Origin of the sequence: Methanobrevibacter sp. V74 (assembly GCF_963082495.1) — an archaeon.
Lineage (GTDB): Archaea > Methanobacteriota > Methanobacteria > Methanobacteriales > Methanobacteriaceae > Methanocatella.
Genome location: NZ_CAUJAN010000002.1, coordinates 230,379 through 248,150, shown reverse-complemented (window position 1 = coordinate 248,150; position 17,772 = coordinate 230,379). Strand labels below are relative to the sequence as shown.

Genomic DNA, 17,772 nt, shown 5'->3' with positions numbered 1-17,772 from the left:
TTTACAAAGGATTAATATTTGACTAACTGAACTGTGTATAAAAACAACGAAATATTAAAAATTAGGAACTGTGCAGGGGTATATTTTAAATTCACATCTATTTATTTTTACAGTATGCCTTATTGAGGTATGTTAATTTCATTTTTTTAACATAATTCCACAAATTTAATTAACCAATGAAATCAGATTTTATTATAGAAAAGTTAGGAAGATAATGTCATGTTCAATATCTTTTTGTTGGGATAAGATGATTCTTAAGGTAAAAATTGTTTCAAATATTGGTGGGGAGGTTAAAGCACCTCCATCTAAAAGTTATTCTCACAGAGCAGTTATATTGGCTTCACTAGCTAAAGGCACATCTAAACTTTATGATATGCTATTCTCTGAAGATACTTTGGCATCTATTAGGGTGTGTAAAGCGTTAGGTGCTCAAATTAACAGGAAAGATAATTATTTGGAAGTTATAGGAACTAATGGTAGACTCCATAATTCCTGTGAGGGGCCAATTGATCTTGCAAATTCAGGAACTACGCTTAGATTGATGACATCAGTATCTGCATTAAGTGATAATGAGGTTATTCTAACTGGTGATGAGTCTCTTCAGACAAGGCCAATGGGTCTTTTAATGGATGCTTTAAAACCATTGGGAGTTGAAACAGTATCATTAAATGATGATGATAAAGCGCCAATATTGATTAAGCCGGGTTATCTTGGTGGCGAAACTAATATTATGGGCAATGTTAGTTCACAGTTCATTTCATCAATTTTAATATCCGCACCATTGTCTGACTGTGGTGTTAATTTATACGTGCTGCCTGAATTTAAATCAAAACCTTATGTTCATATGACTTGGGACATTATGAGGAAATTCGGTATTAGGTCAATCAAATCTTATTATTTAAAGCATGATTCATGCAATCGGGAACACCAAAGTTGCAGGATTGATGAATTCAAAATTCCTAAACAGGAATATGTCGCTTGTGATTACACGGTTGAAGGAGATTATTCCTCTGCATCCTATTTGCTTGCATTGATTGCCATTAATGGCGGCAGTGCCAGAATTAAGAATCTATTTAGAACATCAAAACAGGGAGATAGATTTATTTTAGATATCCTTCAGAAAATGGGTGCAACTATTGTCCGTGGGGAGGATTATGTTGAAATTGCATCAGGAGGTAATTTAAAGGCAATCGATGTTGATTTGTCCAATGCTCCAGATTTATTAATCACTGTTGCAGTTCTAGCGGCAATGGCTGAAGGAACATCAAATATCACTGGTGTTGCTCATGCAAGATTAAAAGAAACTGATAGGATTGACACCACTTGCCGCGAGTTGGAAAAACTTGGGTGCAAATTGGAAGAACATGAAGATGGAATGAGCATAACTGGTGGGGTATCGTCAGGCACTGTTGATTCTCATGGGGATCACAGACTTGCAATGGCATTTTCCCTGATAGGTCTTAGACATGACATTGAAATCACGAATGGGGAAGTGTTCGATGTTTCATTCCCTAATTTTATAGAAACAATGGCAAAACTGGGTTTTGAATTGGAGTTGGTATGATGAATAAAGAAGAAAGAGTAATTAGATTGGTTGAATGTTTGGAAAATACTTTTGAGATAAGGACATTTCAAGACCATGATCCATATCAGGTATTAATTAGAACTATTTTGTCTCAGAGAACTCGTGATGAAAACACAGATCAAGCTACTAATAATTTATTTTCCAAATATAGAAATATTTATGAAGTTGCAGAAGCTCCGATTGATGATGTAAAAGAGTTAATCAGACCAGCCGGATTTTATAATGTGAAAGCGGTAAGAATTCAGGAAGTTTCCCAAATTTTAATTGACCAATATGGTGGGGAGGTTCCAGATACTGTTGAAGAAATGCTAAAACTTCCTGGAGTAGGCAGAAAAACTGCCAATTGTGTAATGGTTTTTGCTTTTGAACTTCCAGCAATTCCAGTTGATACTCATGTTCACAGAATCTCAAATAGGTTAGGTTTAGTAGATACTAAAAACCCTGAAGATACTGAAGTTGAGCTTACTAAAATTGCTCCTAAAGATTTGTGGATTAAGTTAAATGATTTGATGGTTCAGTTCGGTCAAAATATTTGTAAGCCAATGTCTCCCCAATGTGAGATTTGCCCATGTATTGAGATTTGTGATTATTTTAAGGGGAATATTTAATTTTTAAAATTATTTTTTTCAAAACATTTATATGACTGAACAATGTTATATATCACCAGTTGTTATAACAATAGTTATATGACTTTAAGATAACCCTTTTAATATACCATTAAAAACAAATAATCTACTAGGAGAATAAAATATGGCAAATGTCCCTGAATTAAAAAGAGGAGTACTTGACAGTGTTGTCGATGCAATCGGAAACACACCGATTATAAGGCTGAACAATTTGACAAAAGATTTAGATGCTGAAATTGATGTAAAAATGGAAGCATTCAATCCAACAGGCAGTGTAAAAGATCGTGTTGCCGTTGCAATGATTGAAGATGCAGAGGAAAAAGGATTGCTTAAAGAAGGTTCTGTTATTATTGAACCAACTAGTGGAAACACAGGTATTGGAATTGGGTTTGCCGCCGCTGCAAAAGGTTATAAAGTAATATTGACAATGCCTGAAACCATGTCTGTTGAAAGAAGAAAACTTTTAGCTATTTATGGTGCTGAAATTGTATTAACTCCAGGTTCGGAAGGTATGGGTGGAGCTATTGCAAAAGCAGAAGAACTGCACAAAGAAAATCCTAACTCAGTTATTTTAGGACAGTTTGACAATGAAGCTAATGTAGCTATCCACTACAGAACAACCGGACAGGAAATTTTAAGAGACACTGAAGGAAATGTGGATTTCATTGTTGCAGGTGTAGGTACTGGAGGTACTGTCACAGGTATTGGTAAAGCATTAAAAGAAGTTATTCCCAATGTCAAGATTGTTGCTGTGGAACCAGAAGAATCACAAACATTGGCTAAAGGTGTAAAAGGACCTCATAAAATCCAAGGAATTGGTGCAGGATTTGTTCCATCAATTTATGACTCGGATTTTATTGATGAGATTATTCCAGTACCTAGTGATGAAGCAGGAAAAACCTTAATTTGGCTTGCTAAAGATGAAGGCATTTTTGCAGGTATTTCTTCAGGAGCTGCTACTTGGGCCGCTTTACAATTAGCTAAACGGGAAGAAAATAAAGGTAAAAGAATAATTGCCATCTTACCGGATAATGGTGAGAGGTATCTCTCTGTAGATTGGCTATTTGAATAAGATAAGCTATATAAAAAACACTCTATCCATTTACTTCACACAAGGTGCTGCAGTATACAAAATACTGAAATCACTGATTATTCTAATACTCTTTTGAAGAGATATGTTGAGTATTTTCAATGTTTGCTCATGAATCTAAAGTCCATAATATTGATTGGAAGAGCTCTGAATATATTGTAAATGGATATATTCTTTTGTTATACATGTATATTGTTGCTTCTTGTGTTATGTAGGACAATATGAGTGTTGGCAGAAATTATTAGATTTTGAACATTTTTCATTTTATCCTTTAGCTTTTTTTCAATATTTTTTTAAGTTAGTGATATGAACTTTATTGCACTAATGACTGAATGTAAATCCATTTTATTCTCTTTAATAAGATTAAACAATCTTATTAGGTTGTATGATGCTACGATTGTGAACATTTGATTTTGTACTCTTTTTAAACCAACTATTGGAAGATAATCATAGTTGTAAATTCTTTTGAAAGTTCCGTTATGTGCTTCTACAGTCTTTGAACGTAATTTATAGTCTTTTATTCTATCTTTAGTAGACATTAATCTTTCAACTTTGTATGTAACTTCGTGGACGTACCTTGTTATTGCTCTATGGTTGGTTGTATAGCATTTCACTTTATATTTGTAATTTTTGCAGGCTAGGTAGTTTGAATAGACTAATTTGGGATTTTATTTCCTCCTCCTTTTTTTGTGGGGCAGGATATGCTCCATCAAGAGTTAATTCTTCATTATTGGGACAAATAAAAACATTTTTATATTCATCAAAAACAAAATAATCTATAGCAAATGGATTGTCAGGTAGATTACCTGAATTCTCTCTATTTTGCTGTTTTGTTGGAATTAAAGCAGTTATACCTAATTTCTCGAGATATTGTAAATTTGCTAGTGTTGAATAGATTGTATCCGCGCTAATTTTTGTGGGTTGTAATTTTAGATTAACGAGGATTTGATTCATTAATGCTGGAATTTGATAATGATCCGTAGGATTTTGAACTGCATTAACTCCACATATTAACTTCGATTTCGTATCAGTTCCCAATTGAATATTAAATGAAAATTTAGGATACTTTTGTCCATTATCTTTAACTTTCATCAGTCGAGCATCATGATCATTCAAAGCTAACGATACCTGTCCAGAATAGTCCAACAACTGCCACCAATAAAAAAAAAAAAAAAAAAAAGAATTTCAACTTTTTCTTTATCTGATTTTGATTTATCATCTAAAAATTTTCGTATGGTTCTTCTAAGCTTTTTAATTTCATCTTTTGTTAATTCTTCGACCAAATAATGCTTTATTAATAAAATAATATCTTTTTTCTTTGATTATATTGAATGAAGAATTGTAAGCATTTTTTTTATTGTTCCATCAATTGCAATATGTTCAAAATCAGTTAATCCAATTCTATTGGCTACAATCAGAATAAAACTCATAATTAATTGGTAAATTTGTTGAAAAATACTTACAATAATCTCGTATTGTTCTGTCACTTGGTTCTATAAAATGTGAAATTAAATTATACAAATAATTGTACTTTGCATTATAAGCTAACTCCACAGTGCTTGTTATTTTATTAATATATCCATAAAAAATTAGTTTTATCATATCTTTGAGGTCAAAAGGTGGTTTTCCAACATTGGAAATTTTTCGTTTGATTTTAAAGAAATTAAACGCACCATCAAATAACGATTGTTGATGCAAGATACATAAGTTGAAATTCATCTTCCATTTCTTCAATTTCCCTACTTTTTTCGCTCAAAATATAGTTATCCAAAATCATATCAATCAAAAACTCCTATATTAAATTAAACAATTATAGAATTAACTATAACTAATTATATATTAGTTATTTCTAATATAAATAGATTTAAATAACTTATAGCTAGAATAATAAGTAATAAAATATCAAAATTAAATATTAATAATTTTTACAAATAATTAGATTAAAATACCTATAATTACAAGGCCAATATAAAAAAAATGAATTTATGGAAAAAAATTTTCACGAATTAAAATTGAACAAAGTTTAATAAAAATAGGAAAATAGGTTAAAAATTAAATAATATTTAAATCTCAATAATTTCTGCCAACACTCAATATCTGGAAAAAAATACAAACATGGAATTCAAACTATATGCAATCGGACACAATCTAAACAAAATATAGAACGAAATAAACCAAAATGGTAAAATAACCACATAAATGCCAATAAAAATTAAAAAACCACAATTGTGTCACACCATCTGGAAGATTTTAATTTATCTTTGTTTCTATCCTTATCAGATATATTTATTGATTTTTTCAACAGTTTGATGGGAATTTTTTCTTTATCAGTTAAATGTTTTTGAACACTATTTTCCAGATTTTTCACTCAATTCATCATCTTCTTATTCATCTAGTTCATTGCTTTCTTCTAAGTGTTGTTTCATTATTTTGATTGTTGTTTATTTGTTAATTTATTCACTGAAATTTTTGTTTTGATTTTAGTGTCGTTTAAACTTACATGATGAATTTTAACTAAGTTTTTCTTCTTTTGCAATTTTTTTTATGGTTGTTTTAAATGATTTATCCAATCAAAATCAGGGTTATCAACCTTGAATCGTGCAATTGTTCTGAAAGAATGTTTTTGCATTCCTGCCAAAATACATATAAACTGACATCGTTTCTTGTTCTCCTATCAATTTCACGAGAAGGCAATCCATCATCAAAAACACTCATCAAAATCAACCTAAGCAATAATTCACGAGGATATACAGCTTCACCAGAGATATTAACAAACATCTGGAAAAATAAACAAAAAAATTATAAAAAAATCAGTGCATTCATGACCTACCATCATTTCTAAAAAAAAAAGAAATATAATCAACATTGGAGAAAGAAAAAGTAAATCATATTTCCTATAATATTCATACTGTACTTAGTTAAAACATGATAGAGAAAAAAACTGCAATCAGCTCTTTATCATATTCCCAATAGTATATATACCATATGTTATATATTATATGATATATGGCTTTGGAGATTTTATATGTTTGATAGGTTGAGAAGTGAGGTAAAGGTAATCAAAGAAAAAGACCCTGCAATGCGTTCTACAATTGAGGTATTTTTCTGTTATCCTGGATTTTATGCAATATTGTTCCATAGAATTAGTCATTATTTATGGAATCATTCATTAAAATTTTTAGCTCGTGTTCTCTCAACTTTTTCTCGTTTTCTTACAGGTATTGAAATACATCCCGGTGCACAGTTTGGCGATAGGGTTTTTATTGATCATGGAATGGGTATTGTTGTTGGTGAAACAGCAATTGTCGGTGATGATGTATTAATTTATCAGGGTGTTGTGCTGGGAGGAACTACAACTCAAAAAACCAAAAGGCATCCTACAATTGAAAAAGGTGTCATTATTGGTTCTGGTGCTAAAATAATGGGCAATATTACCATTGGGGAGTATTCTAAAATAGGTACTGGTGCAGTTGTACTAAAAGACGTTCCGCCTGAATCAACATGTGTTGGTGTTCCTGGAAGAATTGTTAGAAGTAAACATAAAAGGCATGTTGTTGACTTAGATCATAACAAACTTCCAGACCCTGTTGCCAGTGCAATTAAAACTTTAGAAAAGCAAATTGAAGATAATGAAAAACTTATACAAATTTTACTGGATAAAAATGGAATTTGTGTTAGTGAAGATAAAACCGATGAAAATGAGGATTGTGGAGATTTATTAAAAATAGATAGTGATTAAAATGAAACCACCATGTGAAATTGTAGTATGGTATGTAATACCGGCAATCAGATCAGAATTAGCAAAGGAACTTTTAAATTTAGATATGAAACAAAAGGATGTTTCAAAACTAATGGATATAACTCAACCTGCAGTGTCTCAATATATCACTGATAAAAGAGGCAGCGGAATTAAGCTGGATGATAACGTAAAGGACATGATTAAAGAATTTGCCCGCCAGCTATCTGAAGGCGAAGCTACAAAAGTGGATTTAATTCCAAGAACTTGCAATATATGTAAAAATGTCAAAACAAGTGATGTTCTAGAGCAACTAAATATTGATAAGTCTGAACTTGGAGAAGACTGTCAAACATGTATGGGGTCTGATTCAAAATAGGAAAATATTGGAAAAAATAGTAATATTTATTAACTATTAATTACCAATAACTTATTATCCTATTAATTTTAGTGGCAAGTTTACCGAGTGGCTAGGTGTGTGGCTGCAGACCATAATACGGGGGTTCAAGTCCCTCACTTGCCTTTTCAATTACTTTTTTTTCGAGGTTTATTTAATGAAAATTTATTCAACTTTAACTCGTAATAAACAAGATTTTAAAACTATTAACAAAAATAGGGTCAACTTATTCGTTTGCGGTCCTACTGTTTATGATGATGCTCACATTGGGCATGGAAGAACTTACATTTCCTTTGATACAATTAAAAGATACTTGGAATATAAGGGTTATTCTGTATTTTACATTCAAAACGTAACTGATATTGATGATAAAATAATCAACCGTTCTAAAGAAAGCGGAATTCCCTCTGAAGTTCTTGTTCGTAAGTTTGAAAAAAGATATCGTGAAGATATGCATAAATTACATGTTGATGGTGTAAACTTATTTGCAAGAGCAACAGATCACATGCCTGAAATCTTAAATCAAATTCAAAGATTAATTGATAAGGGATTTGCATATGAAACTGAAGACGGGGTTTACTTTGAAATAGATAAGTTTGAGGAATTTGGAAAATTATCTAACAGAAATGTTGAAGAGTTAGAATCTCATCGCGATATTGGCGAGACTACCAAGAAAAACCGACAGGATTTTGCGCTCTGGAAAAAACGTATTGGAATTGATGAACCGGTATGGTCATCTCCATGGGGTGATGGAAGGCCTGGATGGCATATTGAAGATACTGCAATCACCGAACTTTACTTTGGAGAGCAATACGATGTACATGGTGGAGGACTTGACTTGATTTTCCCACACCATGAAGCCGAAATTACTCAAATGGAAGCGGTTTCCGGAAAATCTCCAATGGTCAGATACTGGTTACACACAGGATTTTTAAATGTAAATGGAGAAAAAATGTCAAAGTCACTTCATAACTTCATAACAATTCGCCAGTTACTTGAAAATTATGAAGCAGATACATTCAGATTCTTTGTTTTATCTACCCATTATAGAAGTCCGATTGACTTTTCAAAAGATTCGCTTCACCAATCTGAAAGAAGTTTGGATAGAATTAGAAAATATTATGAACTTTTAGATGTTGAAGTATGCGACAGCATACCTGATAGTGATGTTTTATTATCTCATAAAAAAGAATTCTTTGAAAGTATGGATGATGATTTCAATACTCCAAAAGCTATTGCATCAGTCTTTGGACTAATCAATGATACTAAAAATGAACTAGATGATTTATCTGATGATGATAAGATAGCTATTAAAGCATTTTTAGATGATGCGGCTCATATTTTAGGAGTTAGTTTTAAGAGCGAAGAAGTAAATGCCGGGGCAGATGATTTACTTGGTTTGATTTTTGAAGTAAGATCAGAGCTGAGGGCTAACAAACAATATGATTTGTCAGACAAAATCCGTAATAACCTTCAGGATTTAGGTTATGACATTAATGATTAAGAGAATTATTTCTCTTCTTTTTTTATTTTAACTGTTTATTGTCTTTAAATTTGTTTTTAATGTCCAGTTAGACATTATATCCTCATATGAAAAATCCCTGTCATTCAGGAAATATTTATATAGCAAAAATAACAAATGCCATATTTACATAACACGAGTTATATTGTTTTTTTTTTTCTCAAAGGTTTTTTTGCATACAAAACATTTAAATATAAAAAATAACTATTGTTATATGATACTATATAACACGTGATATAATTTAATTTAAACTCGCACACACCTTATATTGAAAACAGAATAAACCTGTTTGAAGTATAATTTGTTTAAACATGTTGGATAGTGATTAAAAAATTTGGTGATCAGGAATGAGAAATAATAAAAAATTTGCTTTACCAACATTAGGTGTACATGCAGGACAAACTCCAGACCCGATAACAGGAGCTCAAGCTGTACCAATTTATCAAACAACTTCTTATGTATTCAAAGACTCAGATGAGGCTGCAAGAAGATTCACCCTTCAAGAATTTGGACAAATTTACTCCAGATTAACAAACCCTACCAGTGATGTATTTGAAGCAAGAATTGCTTCTATTGAAGGTGGTAATTCAGCTCTTTCAACATCAAGTGGTCTTGCGGCAATTTCATATGCAATTTTAAATGTTACGGAACCTGGAGACAATATTGTTTCTGCAGACAACCTTTATGGTGGAACATATCAATTATTTAACTATACATTTAAAGATTTAGCACGTGATGTTAAATTTGTTAACTCCCAAAGCTTAAAAGCATTTGAAGATGCGATAGATGAGAAAACTAAAGCAATTTATGTGGAATCTATTGGAAATCCTAAGTTGGATGTACCTGCCTTTGAAAAACTGGCAGAAATTGCACATTCTCATGATATTCCTTTGATTGTAGACAATACTGTAGGTGTAGGTTTGGTCAGACCTTTAGAACATGGTGCGGATGTTATTGCAGCATCAGCAACAAAATATGTTGGAGGTCATGGAACTGCAGTTGGAGGATATATTGTAGATTCTGGGAAATTTAATTGGGGAAATGGAAAATTCCCAAATTTCACAAAAGCAGATCCAAGTTATCATGGATTAGTATTTTGGGATGCATTTGGAGATGATCCTGAACTTGGAAATGTCACTTTCACTGTTAGGGCAAGAGCAAGACTTTTAAGGGACTTAGGTTCAAGTCAATCTCCTGTACACAGCTTTATTTTCCTTCAGGGATTAGAAAGTCTTGATGTGTGTGTAAAAAGACACTCTGAAAATGCACTAAAAGTAGCGGAATTCTTAGAAACTCATCCAAAAGTTAAATGGGTAATCTATCCTGGTCTTGAATCACACCCTACATATGAAATTAATAAGAAATACTTAAAAGACCATTTTGCAGGCGTTTTGGGATTTGGTGTTGAAGGTGGGGAGGAAGCCGGTTGCAAAGTAATTGAAAAATTAGAATTGTTTTCAATTCTTGCAAATATTGGTGATGCAAAAAGCTTGGCAATCCATCCGGCAAGTACAACCCATCAGCAATTAACTTTGGAAGAACAAGAAGCAATTGGCGTTACGCCTGACTTCATCCGGTTATCTATTGGTCTTGATGATGTTAATGATTTAATTGATGATTTAAGTCAAGCACTTGATAGCATTGACTAAAAAAATAAAATTTATACAATAAAAAAATATTGGGAGATATGAAATGTATTATGTAAAAATAACTTCTACATTTAATTACCTCCTCCCACTATATAAAAATTGGAAGTTATTATTATTAAATGTAGATGTTACAATTACACAAAAATAAAAAAAATAGACCAGGACAATATTTTATCCTGGTCCTTCATTACTCAACAGACCTTAAAAAAATTATGCAATTGAGAAATATCTAAGGTCACATACTTATAATAAATTTAACAATTTAATTCTTTTTTCAAATTATCGATTTCATATTTCAAATCATTACATTCATCTACTAAGTCAGTATGATTAATCATTTTTGAGAATTTTCTTTCGAGATTACGGAGTCTTGTTTCTTTATAAACTCTTTCTTCTCTATTGTTCATAAAATCCCCACACTATAATAATTAATACTTCTACCATTAGTTGCTTTGTCTAACTCATTTGCTTTGCAAACTTTCAAACCTTTTGTTGGATCAGCTACTTTATACGCTCCAGATGGAGTAGTTCCGTAAATCAAGACATAATGGCCATAGTCATTTTGGTAACCTAAACACTTTGCACTCTTGGTTTGAATGTGAGCAATAACAGGATACCCTTTGTTTAAGCTTTGTTTCACTCCTGCAAAATTCCTAGAAATTCTACTTACGTTATAACCTAAATTTTTCGCACCAATTATCATGTTACTTGGGTCAGTTCCATTAATATCAGTTTTAAAAGTTTTTTTAATTTTATCTTCATTAATCCAGCCGTATAACATTTGAACAGCCATATTAAAACTTGCTACACAGCAGGAATATTTATCATCTTGATAATTCAATACTAACGGGTTATTTGCTTTACTATTCAATGTCACATAGTTTGGATAACGATTATTTTTTAATATAAACACATTTTGAGCTTCAAATAATCCAGCATAATCTGCTTTATTTAATCTATGTGTTTTACCAGACATGTCAGTCATGTTAATTGTCCTGATTAATCCTTTTCCTTTTTTAATATTTTCACGAATTGTTTTTCCTGCTTTTTTCATTTCTTTTTTACTAAATTTAGTCATTTTAAACAACCTCCTTTTTATATTAATATTAATATTTTCGATTAAATGGTAATATTGGATATCTGGTTAATGTTGCATTTTTAACTGCACCATAACCTGTCTGATAATGTCCCCATGGCTGGGATTTGCAAACATCTACCCAGGTACCATTTATTTTAGCGAAAATATGGCTTGTTTTCTTTTTACTTCTTTTTGATTTGGTTTTTTTCTTTGATTTGGTTACTTTTTGATTGTAAACATAATAAACACCAATTCCTGCTTCTTGCACACCAACCGCATCGCACATATGAAATAGTAAATCTGTTTTACATGCATCATTGCCTTTTTTACGCGCTAATGTTCTAGCTGGCTTTTGATAGAATCCAGTACGGTCTTCAGTTTTAATATTTTTACTAATCCAAGCAGCTATTTCTTTAACTGCCAATACTCCAGTTTTACCTCCAACAATACTTTTAGCTTTAGATTTTACTTTAGATTCAACTTTCCCAGTTTGACTTTTTTGAAATGAACTTCGAGGTATAACTTTACCATTATTTTTTCCAGCTTTTTTAGAAACTATTTTTTTTAGAATACCAAAGCTTAAAGTTCCTTTTTTAAGGTTACTAACTCTTGATTTGCTTGAAATTTTAGTTGATTTGGTGATTGTTAGTTTTTTATTTCCACTTTGTCCAAGTACATCGTAACTTGCACCACACTTAGCACAAATGATTCTACCAGTTTTTGCTCCAGTTTCCGTGGTTTTTGTTGGTTTAAAATAACCAGTATCGCTTTTTTTAACCCATTCAAAACCCCAGTATAATTTATCACTATTACAATATGAGCATTTTCTTTCAAAAACAGTTTCAATAAATTTACTACCCCACTTACTTTTATCAGCATTAGTCACTGCTTTTCCAATAGCAATTATTAAATCACCTTTGGATTCCTGATCTTTCAAACCTAAATCGTTATTGGTTACATATTTTCCTTTTGGACTATGTCCATACTTACTCCATTTTAAGTTTTCAATTTTAATTTTTTGACTAGTTTTAGAGTAATAAACACCGGTAACAGTTACATGAGTGGTAATTGTTGATGGTTCATATTCTGTATCTCCACCAAAATTAGCTTCAAATTGATATTCTCCAGGAGCATATTCAAGAGTTAATTTAATTTCTCCGTTACTATTTGTTTTTCGATTATATGTAGTTCCAGTATAAGAAACACTGCCTCCTTCAACTTTTAATAATGTAACACTAACATATTTTCCAGATAATCGATTTTCTTCTTTATCTGCTAATGTAACTTTATATTCGACTTTTTTTGGATATTCTACAATGACATTTTCAGCAGCTAAAGCAGTTTCAGTTTGAATTGTTTTTGTATTCACTTCATAATTAGATAATTCAATACTGTTTACTCCCATGTTGTTTGCGTTTTTCACTGTTTTATTTACAGTTGCAAGTACAAGTTTCTCAAAAGTGGGAATTTTCACATATACTTTGTCATGAACTTCATAGTTGTTGTATAATCCATTTTTGTAATTTGCCACATCAACGTCAATATTCAGCACAGGGTTTCTTTTGTTTTTTAATTTCATGCAAACATCGTTGAATATTGCAAATTTATCAGTATCAGATGTTTCTACAGTTCCGATTTTTACATGATTGTTAGTATCATTTTTATCTAGTTCCAGGTCGGATCTCATGAATATTCTATCATATTCAACTCCAGTATCAGTATCATCTGCCACAAATATTTCCCCAGCATTCTTATTAAATGGAGCATACCAGTAAGCAGTAGCTTTATAATACTCTACTCCTTCAGTATTTGTGTTTTTAACAGCCTTACACCAGTAGGTGCTGTTTTGATTTTCTGGCAGTGAAGGATATGAACTTGCATTGATTTTTTGAACAATCATCGGAACAAGTGATCCCTTTTCAACTTCAAGATTTACCCAATCTTGTATAACATTGTTCAATTGAGTATGTGTTAAATCTTCAATTGTTAAAACTGGTGCGATACCTTTATATGAATCGGTTTCATTTAATTCAAAGTTTATATTCTCAGTATTGCGGCCTAATTCAAGAATATCTTCTTGAATAACTCCTAATGTTGGATTAATACTGTATTGAAAAACGATTCTACTATTAGTAGAATCATATAATTGTAACTCAAGATCATTAAATAAATCAATAGATATATTTGTTTGATTTTCTGTATTTGAAGTCAATACATCATCATTTTCCATTTCCTTTAAAACAGCAATGTTTAAATTTGGTTTATTGTATTTTAATGTGATTTCATAGTCTGTATAGTCATTGTCAAAACCTAGATTTTCAGCTGTTTCTTCAAAAAGAATATTTTCTTGTTGTACTAATCTTAATGTCAAATCTTCAATAGAAACACGATTAACTTGAGTTAAAGGTGCAATAGTGTTATCTCCAGCTTGTATTGTTTCATCAGCGGGAACATTAACACTAACATCTTCTTCAGTTAACGGATAATCATAATCAATAACCACTTCCCACGATTTATCACTGTCATTTGGATTTAAAAAATCAAGATACTTGTGAATAATGTTTTTACAAGGATCTTTTTCATATCTTGTTAGGAATACATTTGAAGTTTCCTCTTCAATAAATCGTAATAGATCCATTAATGTCATTGTAGATTTCGGGTGAATTTTCAATAACTTGTCATTTAAGCAGTCCTGGATAATTCCAATATTGAAATATTCTCCAAACCAATACCCTAATGCATTTCTGTCTAATGTTATTACTCCATCATTTGTAACTGTGAACCCATTTGCAGTTGTGGCTTCATGTTGACTGAATAATGGCACATAATTTAATTCAACAAGTGCGTCTTCTACATCAAAAGTAATGTTGTTCTCTTGATAATAATCACGCTCAATAGTAGTATTAATAACATACAAACATGGTTTCAGTTGTTTATATCCAGCGATATATAGTTTGTTGCCCATTTTGAAGTTTTTCTTTGCAGTTTCAAAATCACTAACAAAATAAACAACAGACAATGTCCTTAACTTCCTTTTTTCACATGTTTCTTCAAGACTAATTAAATCAATATCAAGAAAATCAATGAAATTCTCTTCATGATCTAATAAAACAACAGTCAACACTATAATCATCCTCTTTCAGTATATGAAACTGTTCTTAATGTTGCGTTTTCACATTCAAAATAATATGCACCAATAAGACTGAACCAGTCACTATGCCAATCCACAGCAGAACTAATATTTGTTTCAACATGATCAGAAAGTTCAGTTGAAAATCGTTTTAAAAAGAGTTTTTGATTTTCACAATCTACTCTAATAATATCTCCTTCAGTAAAATCAGTGTAATTCAACACCATTGTTTGTTTTGAATTCAACTCACGAATAGTGACTTGATTTACCCCATGTTCTGGAATTAATTCTAATGTGGGAAATATTTTTGCAATTGAATTAATATTCCCAACAAAAGATGTTACTGTTTCACGTGTACTAAAACTAGTGCCATCCGGAACAATAAGTTTCAATGTACTACTATAATCAACACTATTAACATCACTATCAATTGGATCTTCCATGATAACACGCCAATATTCTCCAGGATAATGGCTGAATTCTATGTTATTTGGTATTGGTTGGTTCATTTCATTTCTTTTGTTGGTGAATAATTTACTTATAAGTCTAAGCATGTTTGTTGTTTCTTCAATAGTACAACCATGAATGCCAAATTTAATAGTAATTTCTTTTTTATTAATATTTTGTCGGTATGCATTATTTGTATCCGTACCTTCAATATCTAAGTATTTTACATCAGTTTTCAAACCAGCAGGCACATCCACCTCTTCAAGAAACATTCCGTAATTACTTGTATCTTGACCATTAAGATAACATTTTACAAGATAGTCTTTGATTTTATTTACAAAAAATATCAATTCAACATGCTCAATAGTTAAAAGTGATTCTGTTGGATTATCCCATGGGTCTGAAATTATTATTTCTAATTCCCAGTCATCAAGGTTTTTAAGATCCGCCACATCGAATCCCCATAAATCGAATGCTCCTCCAAGTGAAATTATTCTGTCTTCAGTATTTTTTGTTATTTGAATACTTCTCTCACCAGTTACTCCGTTTGGATTTATTAATTTAACAAGTAATATAACGTTATCTGTAACATCACAAGTTATATTTACTTGAAATCCAAGAATGCTAATTTTTTCAATTGTTTCAATGTCATTAGTATCGAAATCATATAACCTTATGGGATTACTTGATTCAAATGAATTAAGACTTAATTGTGAAAGTGAAGCATCATCAGAGATTATCTTTTTAATGGGTATTGGGAAAATACATTGATTATTATTGGATTCTGCTTCTTTAATTGTAGGTGGAGTAAATTGTATATATGAATGGTTATGATTTCCTTCAATATAATCTCCAACAAAAAGAATGTATACTGGATAATCCTCATCGTAAATAAACTCAGATGTTAATTGTTCAAAAGTGTTTACTTCATTTACACATTGACTCCAGTATGAGGCATTGTTGTATATTTCTTCAATTGTTAAGTTTTCATAATCTGTAGAATCAGTAGTTACTTCTTGTGCAACACCGTTTTCATCAATTATTGTAGTTGTAGATAGATTTGCTTCAATTGAATTGTTAAATACTCCTATACGGAAGTTTCTTCCCCAATCACGAACATAAGTATCTGGTGTTACTTCTTTTAAATATGATTGAACAAAATATGTGCCTTCACTTAATCTGTCTAATTCTTCACTAGATAATTTCAAAACACCAATATTTGGGACAGTTAAATTACTTGGTTTTACACTAATATTAATTTTTCTTAATAAACCGCTACCTGTTATGTTATCAACATCAAATATTGCAAGACAATATTCCCCAGGGGTTAAGCATTTGAACTTGTTTTGTATTAATCCACCAACCAACATGTATTTTAATGGATAAATTCCCTGTTGGGTTAATGTTGTTACTTTTCTCCAAACTGGTTGTTGGTATATAATTGCATAGACTAAAATGTCTTCTGTACAATTATCAACAGCATAATTCTCAAAACCTCCACCAAGAAAAGCATTACTTTTAATAACACATGCGTATATTTTAACATGATTTTTATTATATGATGGGAAATTTAGATTAACACTAAACTCTTCATTTTGTTTAACTTGTATGAAAAATTCTTCAACTTCCCCAGTGATAATTTGAGGTTCCACTGGTTCGGGTTCTGGAATGGGAGCAGGTTCTGGAGCAGGTACTGGTATTGATTGAAGATTCAAACTAGCAGTATGGCCAGTAGCACTCTCCTTAAATGATAGGTTATGATTTCCATCTGTAGTTATTTTCACACGGAAAACTACACTGGCACTTAGTTTAGATCCAATGTTTGTATTCCATACTTTGCTACTTGATATTGTTCCGTCACCACTTTCTTGCCGAACAAAAGATACACCTGAAGGTAATGTTATATTTACATTAGTTCCACCATTGGTTTGTCCTTTGTTGTTACATGTTAATTTAACAAGGAAATCATCACCAGTATACATCCCCTTAGTTTTACCCGCAGATAAAGTAAAGTTAGGTGAGTTGTATTCGATTATTAGTCTTACATATTGAATTTTGACCTTACCAATATCACTTTTAGTATTTTTTGGGAAATTAATAGTAGCTCCAAAATTACTACTATTTACTGATGACACGTTAAAATTACTTTTCCATGAAACACTAGTTTTAGTCATGGTTTTAGTTAATGCTTTTCCAGTTTTAGCTGATGCACTAACATTTAATAAATCTAGACTAGGTCCTGCAATACTTAAGTTTCCAGTATAACAAGCAGCATATTCTAATGTTATCTTTGTAATTTTAGAACCAGTTGGTATTTTTGCTTTATAATTTTTAGTGGTTAGTGTGGATGGTCTGTTATGTGTTCCACTGCTACTTGCAATGTCTGATTCTGAAATCGCATAACTTGATGTGTTATTTTTTATATTATTTAAATTTGTGAATTCTCGAAATTTAGTGTTTGATGAACTACTTTGAGAAATAGTGCTGGGATAAACAGTTTTACTTGACATGG

14 protein-coding genes and 1 tRNA gene are annotated in these 17,772 nt (G+C 31.3%); 8 read left to right on the top strand and 7 right to left on the bottom strand.

The window, feature by feature from the left end; all coding sequences use genetic code 11:
• The first annotated feature begins 247 nt into the window (after positions 1–247).
• The 3 genes from aroA (at position 248) to cysK (ending at position 3,283) form a co-directional block, all read left to right on the top strand.
• Positions 248–1,564, top strand: a complete 1,317-nt coding sequence (aroA, locus tag Q9969_RS03905) for a 3-phosphoshikimate 1-carboxyvinyltransferase (RefSeq protein WP_305513787.1) — start codon at positions 248–250, stop codon at positions 1,562–1,564.
• Positions 1,564–2,193: an endonuclease III gene (gene nth / locus Q9969_RS03900; protein ID WP_305555014.1), complete on the top strand. Its 630-nt coding sequence runs from the start codon at positions 1,564–1,566 to the stop codon at positions 2,191–2,193. The genes aroA and nth overlap by 1 nt, the downstream gene beginning before the upstream one ends.
• 142 nt (positions 2,194–2,335) lie before the next feature.
• On the top strand, positions 2,336–3,283 hold the full coding sequence (gene cysK / locus Q9969_RS03895; protein WP_305554669.1) for a cysteine synthase A: 948 nt from the start codon (positions 2,336–2,338) through the stop codon (positions 3,281–3,283).
• Between the two features lie 311 nt (positions 3,284–3,594).
• On the opposite strand, the gene Q9969_RS03890 is transcribed toward cysK, so the two are convergent.
• The 3 genes from Q9969_RS03890 to Q9969_RS03880 all read right to left on the bottom strand — a co-directional run bounded on the left by Q9969_RS03890 (position 3,595) and on the right by Q9969_RS03880 (position 6,079).
• On the bottom strand, positions 3,595–3,915 hold the full coding sequence (locus Q9969_RS03890; protein ID WP_305554666.1) for a transposase: 321 nt from the start codon (positions 3,913–3,915) through the stop codon (positions 3,595–3,597).
• A gap of 1 nt (position 3,916) precedes the next feature.
• The gene (locus tag Q9969_RS03885) at positions 3,917–4,417 is read right to left on the bottom strand and encodes a transposase (RefSeq protein WP_305555011.1); all 501 of its coding nucleotides are present in this window, start codon (positions 4,415–4,417) and stop codon (positions 3,917–3,919) included.
• Between the two features lie 1,446 nt (positions 4,418–5,863).
• Positions 5,864–6,079: a hypothetical protein gene (locus tag Q9969_RS03880; RefSeq protein ID WP_305554663.1), complete on the bottom strand. Its 216-nt coding sequence runs from the start codon at positions 6,077–6,079 to the stop codon at positions 5,864–5,866.
• Between the two features lie 247 nt (positions 6,080–6,326).
• Here Q9969_RS03880 and cysE point away from each other — a divergent pair, with 247 nt between their 5' ends.
• The 5 genes from cysE (at position 6,327) to Q9969_RS03855 (ending at position 10,605) form a co-directional block, all read left to right on the top strand.
• A complete protein-coding gene (cysE, locus tag Q9969_RS03875; protein WP_305554660.1) occupies positions 6,327–7,040 on the top strand; it encodes a serine O-acetyltransferase in 714 nt (237 codons plus the stop codon).
• Between the two features lies 1 nt (position 7,041).
• Positions 7,042–7,416 (top strand): transcriptional regulator, encoded by a 375-nt coding sequence (locus Q9969_RS03870; protein ID WP_305554657.1) that lies wholly within the window; start codon positions 7,042–7,044, stop codon positions 7,414–7,416.
• A gap of 73 nt (positions 7,417–7,489) precedes the next feature.
• Positions 7,490–7,560: transfer RNA gene (locus Q9969_RS03865), tRNA-Cys, on the top strand.
• Positions 7,561–7,591: 31 nt separating this feature from the next.
• Positions 7,592–8,938: a cysteine--tRNA ligase gene (gene cysS, locus Q9969_RS03860; protein WP_305554654.1), complete on the top strand. Its 1,347-nt coding sequence runs from the start codon at positions 7,592–7,594 to the stop codon at positions 8,936–8,938.
• Positions 8,939–9,303: 365 nt separating this feature from the next.
• Positions 9,304–10,605: an O-acetylhomoserine aminocarboxypropyltransferase/cysteine synthase family protein gene (locus Q9969_RS03855; RefSeq protein WP_305554651.1), complete on the top strand. Its 1,302-nt coding sequence runs from the start codon at positions 9,304–9,306 to the stop codon at positions 10,603–10,605.
• 254 nt (positions 10,606–10,859) lie between these two features.
• Here Q9969_RS03855 and Q9969_RS03850 read toward each other — a convergent pair whose 3' ends face one another.
• The 4 genes from Q9969_RS03850 to Q9969_RS03835 are packed head-to-tail and all read right to left on the bottom strand — an operon-like array spanning position 10,860 to position 17,770.
• Positions 10,860–11,012, bottom strand: a complete 153-nt coding sequence (locus Q9969_RS03850) for a hypothetical protein (RefSeq protein WP_305554648.1) — start codon at positions 11,010–11,012, stop codon at positions 10,860–10,862.
• Positions 11,009–11,683, bottom strand: a complete 675-nt coding sequence (locus tag Q9969_RS03845; RefSeq protein ID WP_305554645.1) for a cysteine peptidase family C39 domain-containing protein — start codon at positions 11,681–11,683, stop codon at positions 11,009–11,011. The genes Q9969_RS03850 and Q9969_RS03845 overlap by 4 nt, the downstream gene beginning before the upstream one ends.
• Positions 11,684–11,711: 28 nt before the next feature.
• On the bottom strand, positions 11,712–14,807 hold the full coding sequence (locus tag Q9969_RS03840) for a hypothetical protein (protein ID WP_305554642.1): 3,096 nt from the start codon (positions 14,805–14,807) through the stop codon (positions 11,712–11,714).
• Positions 14,808–14,812: 5 nt separating this feature from the next.
• On the bottom strand, positions 14,813–17,770 hold the full coding sequence (locus Q9969_RS03835) for a phage tail domain-containing protein (RefSeq protein WP_305554639.1): 2,958 nt from the start codon (positions 17,768–17,770) through the stop codon (positions 14,813–14,815).
• Positions 17,771–17,772: the final 2 nt, after the last annotated feature.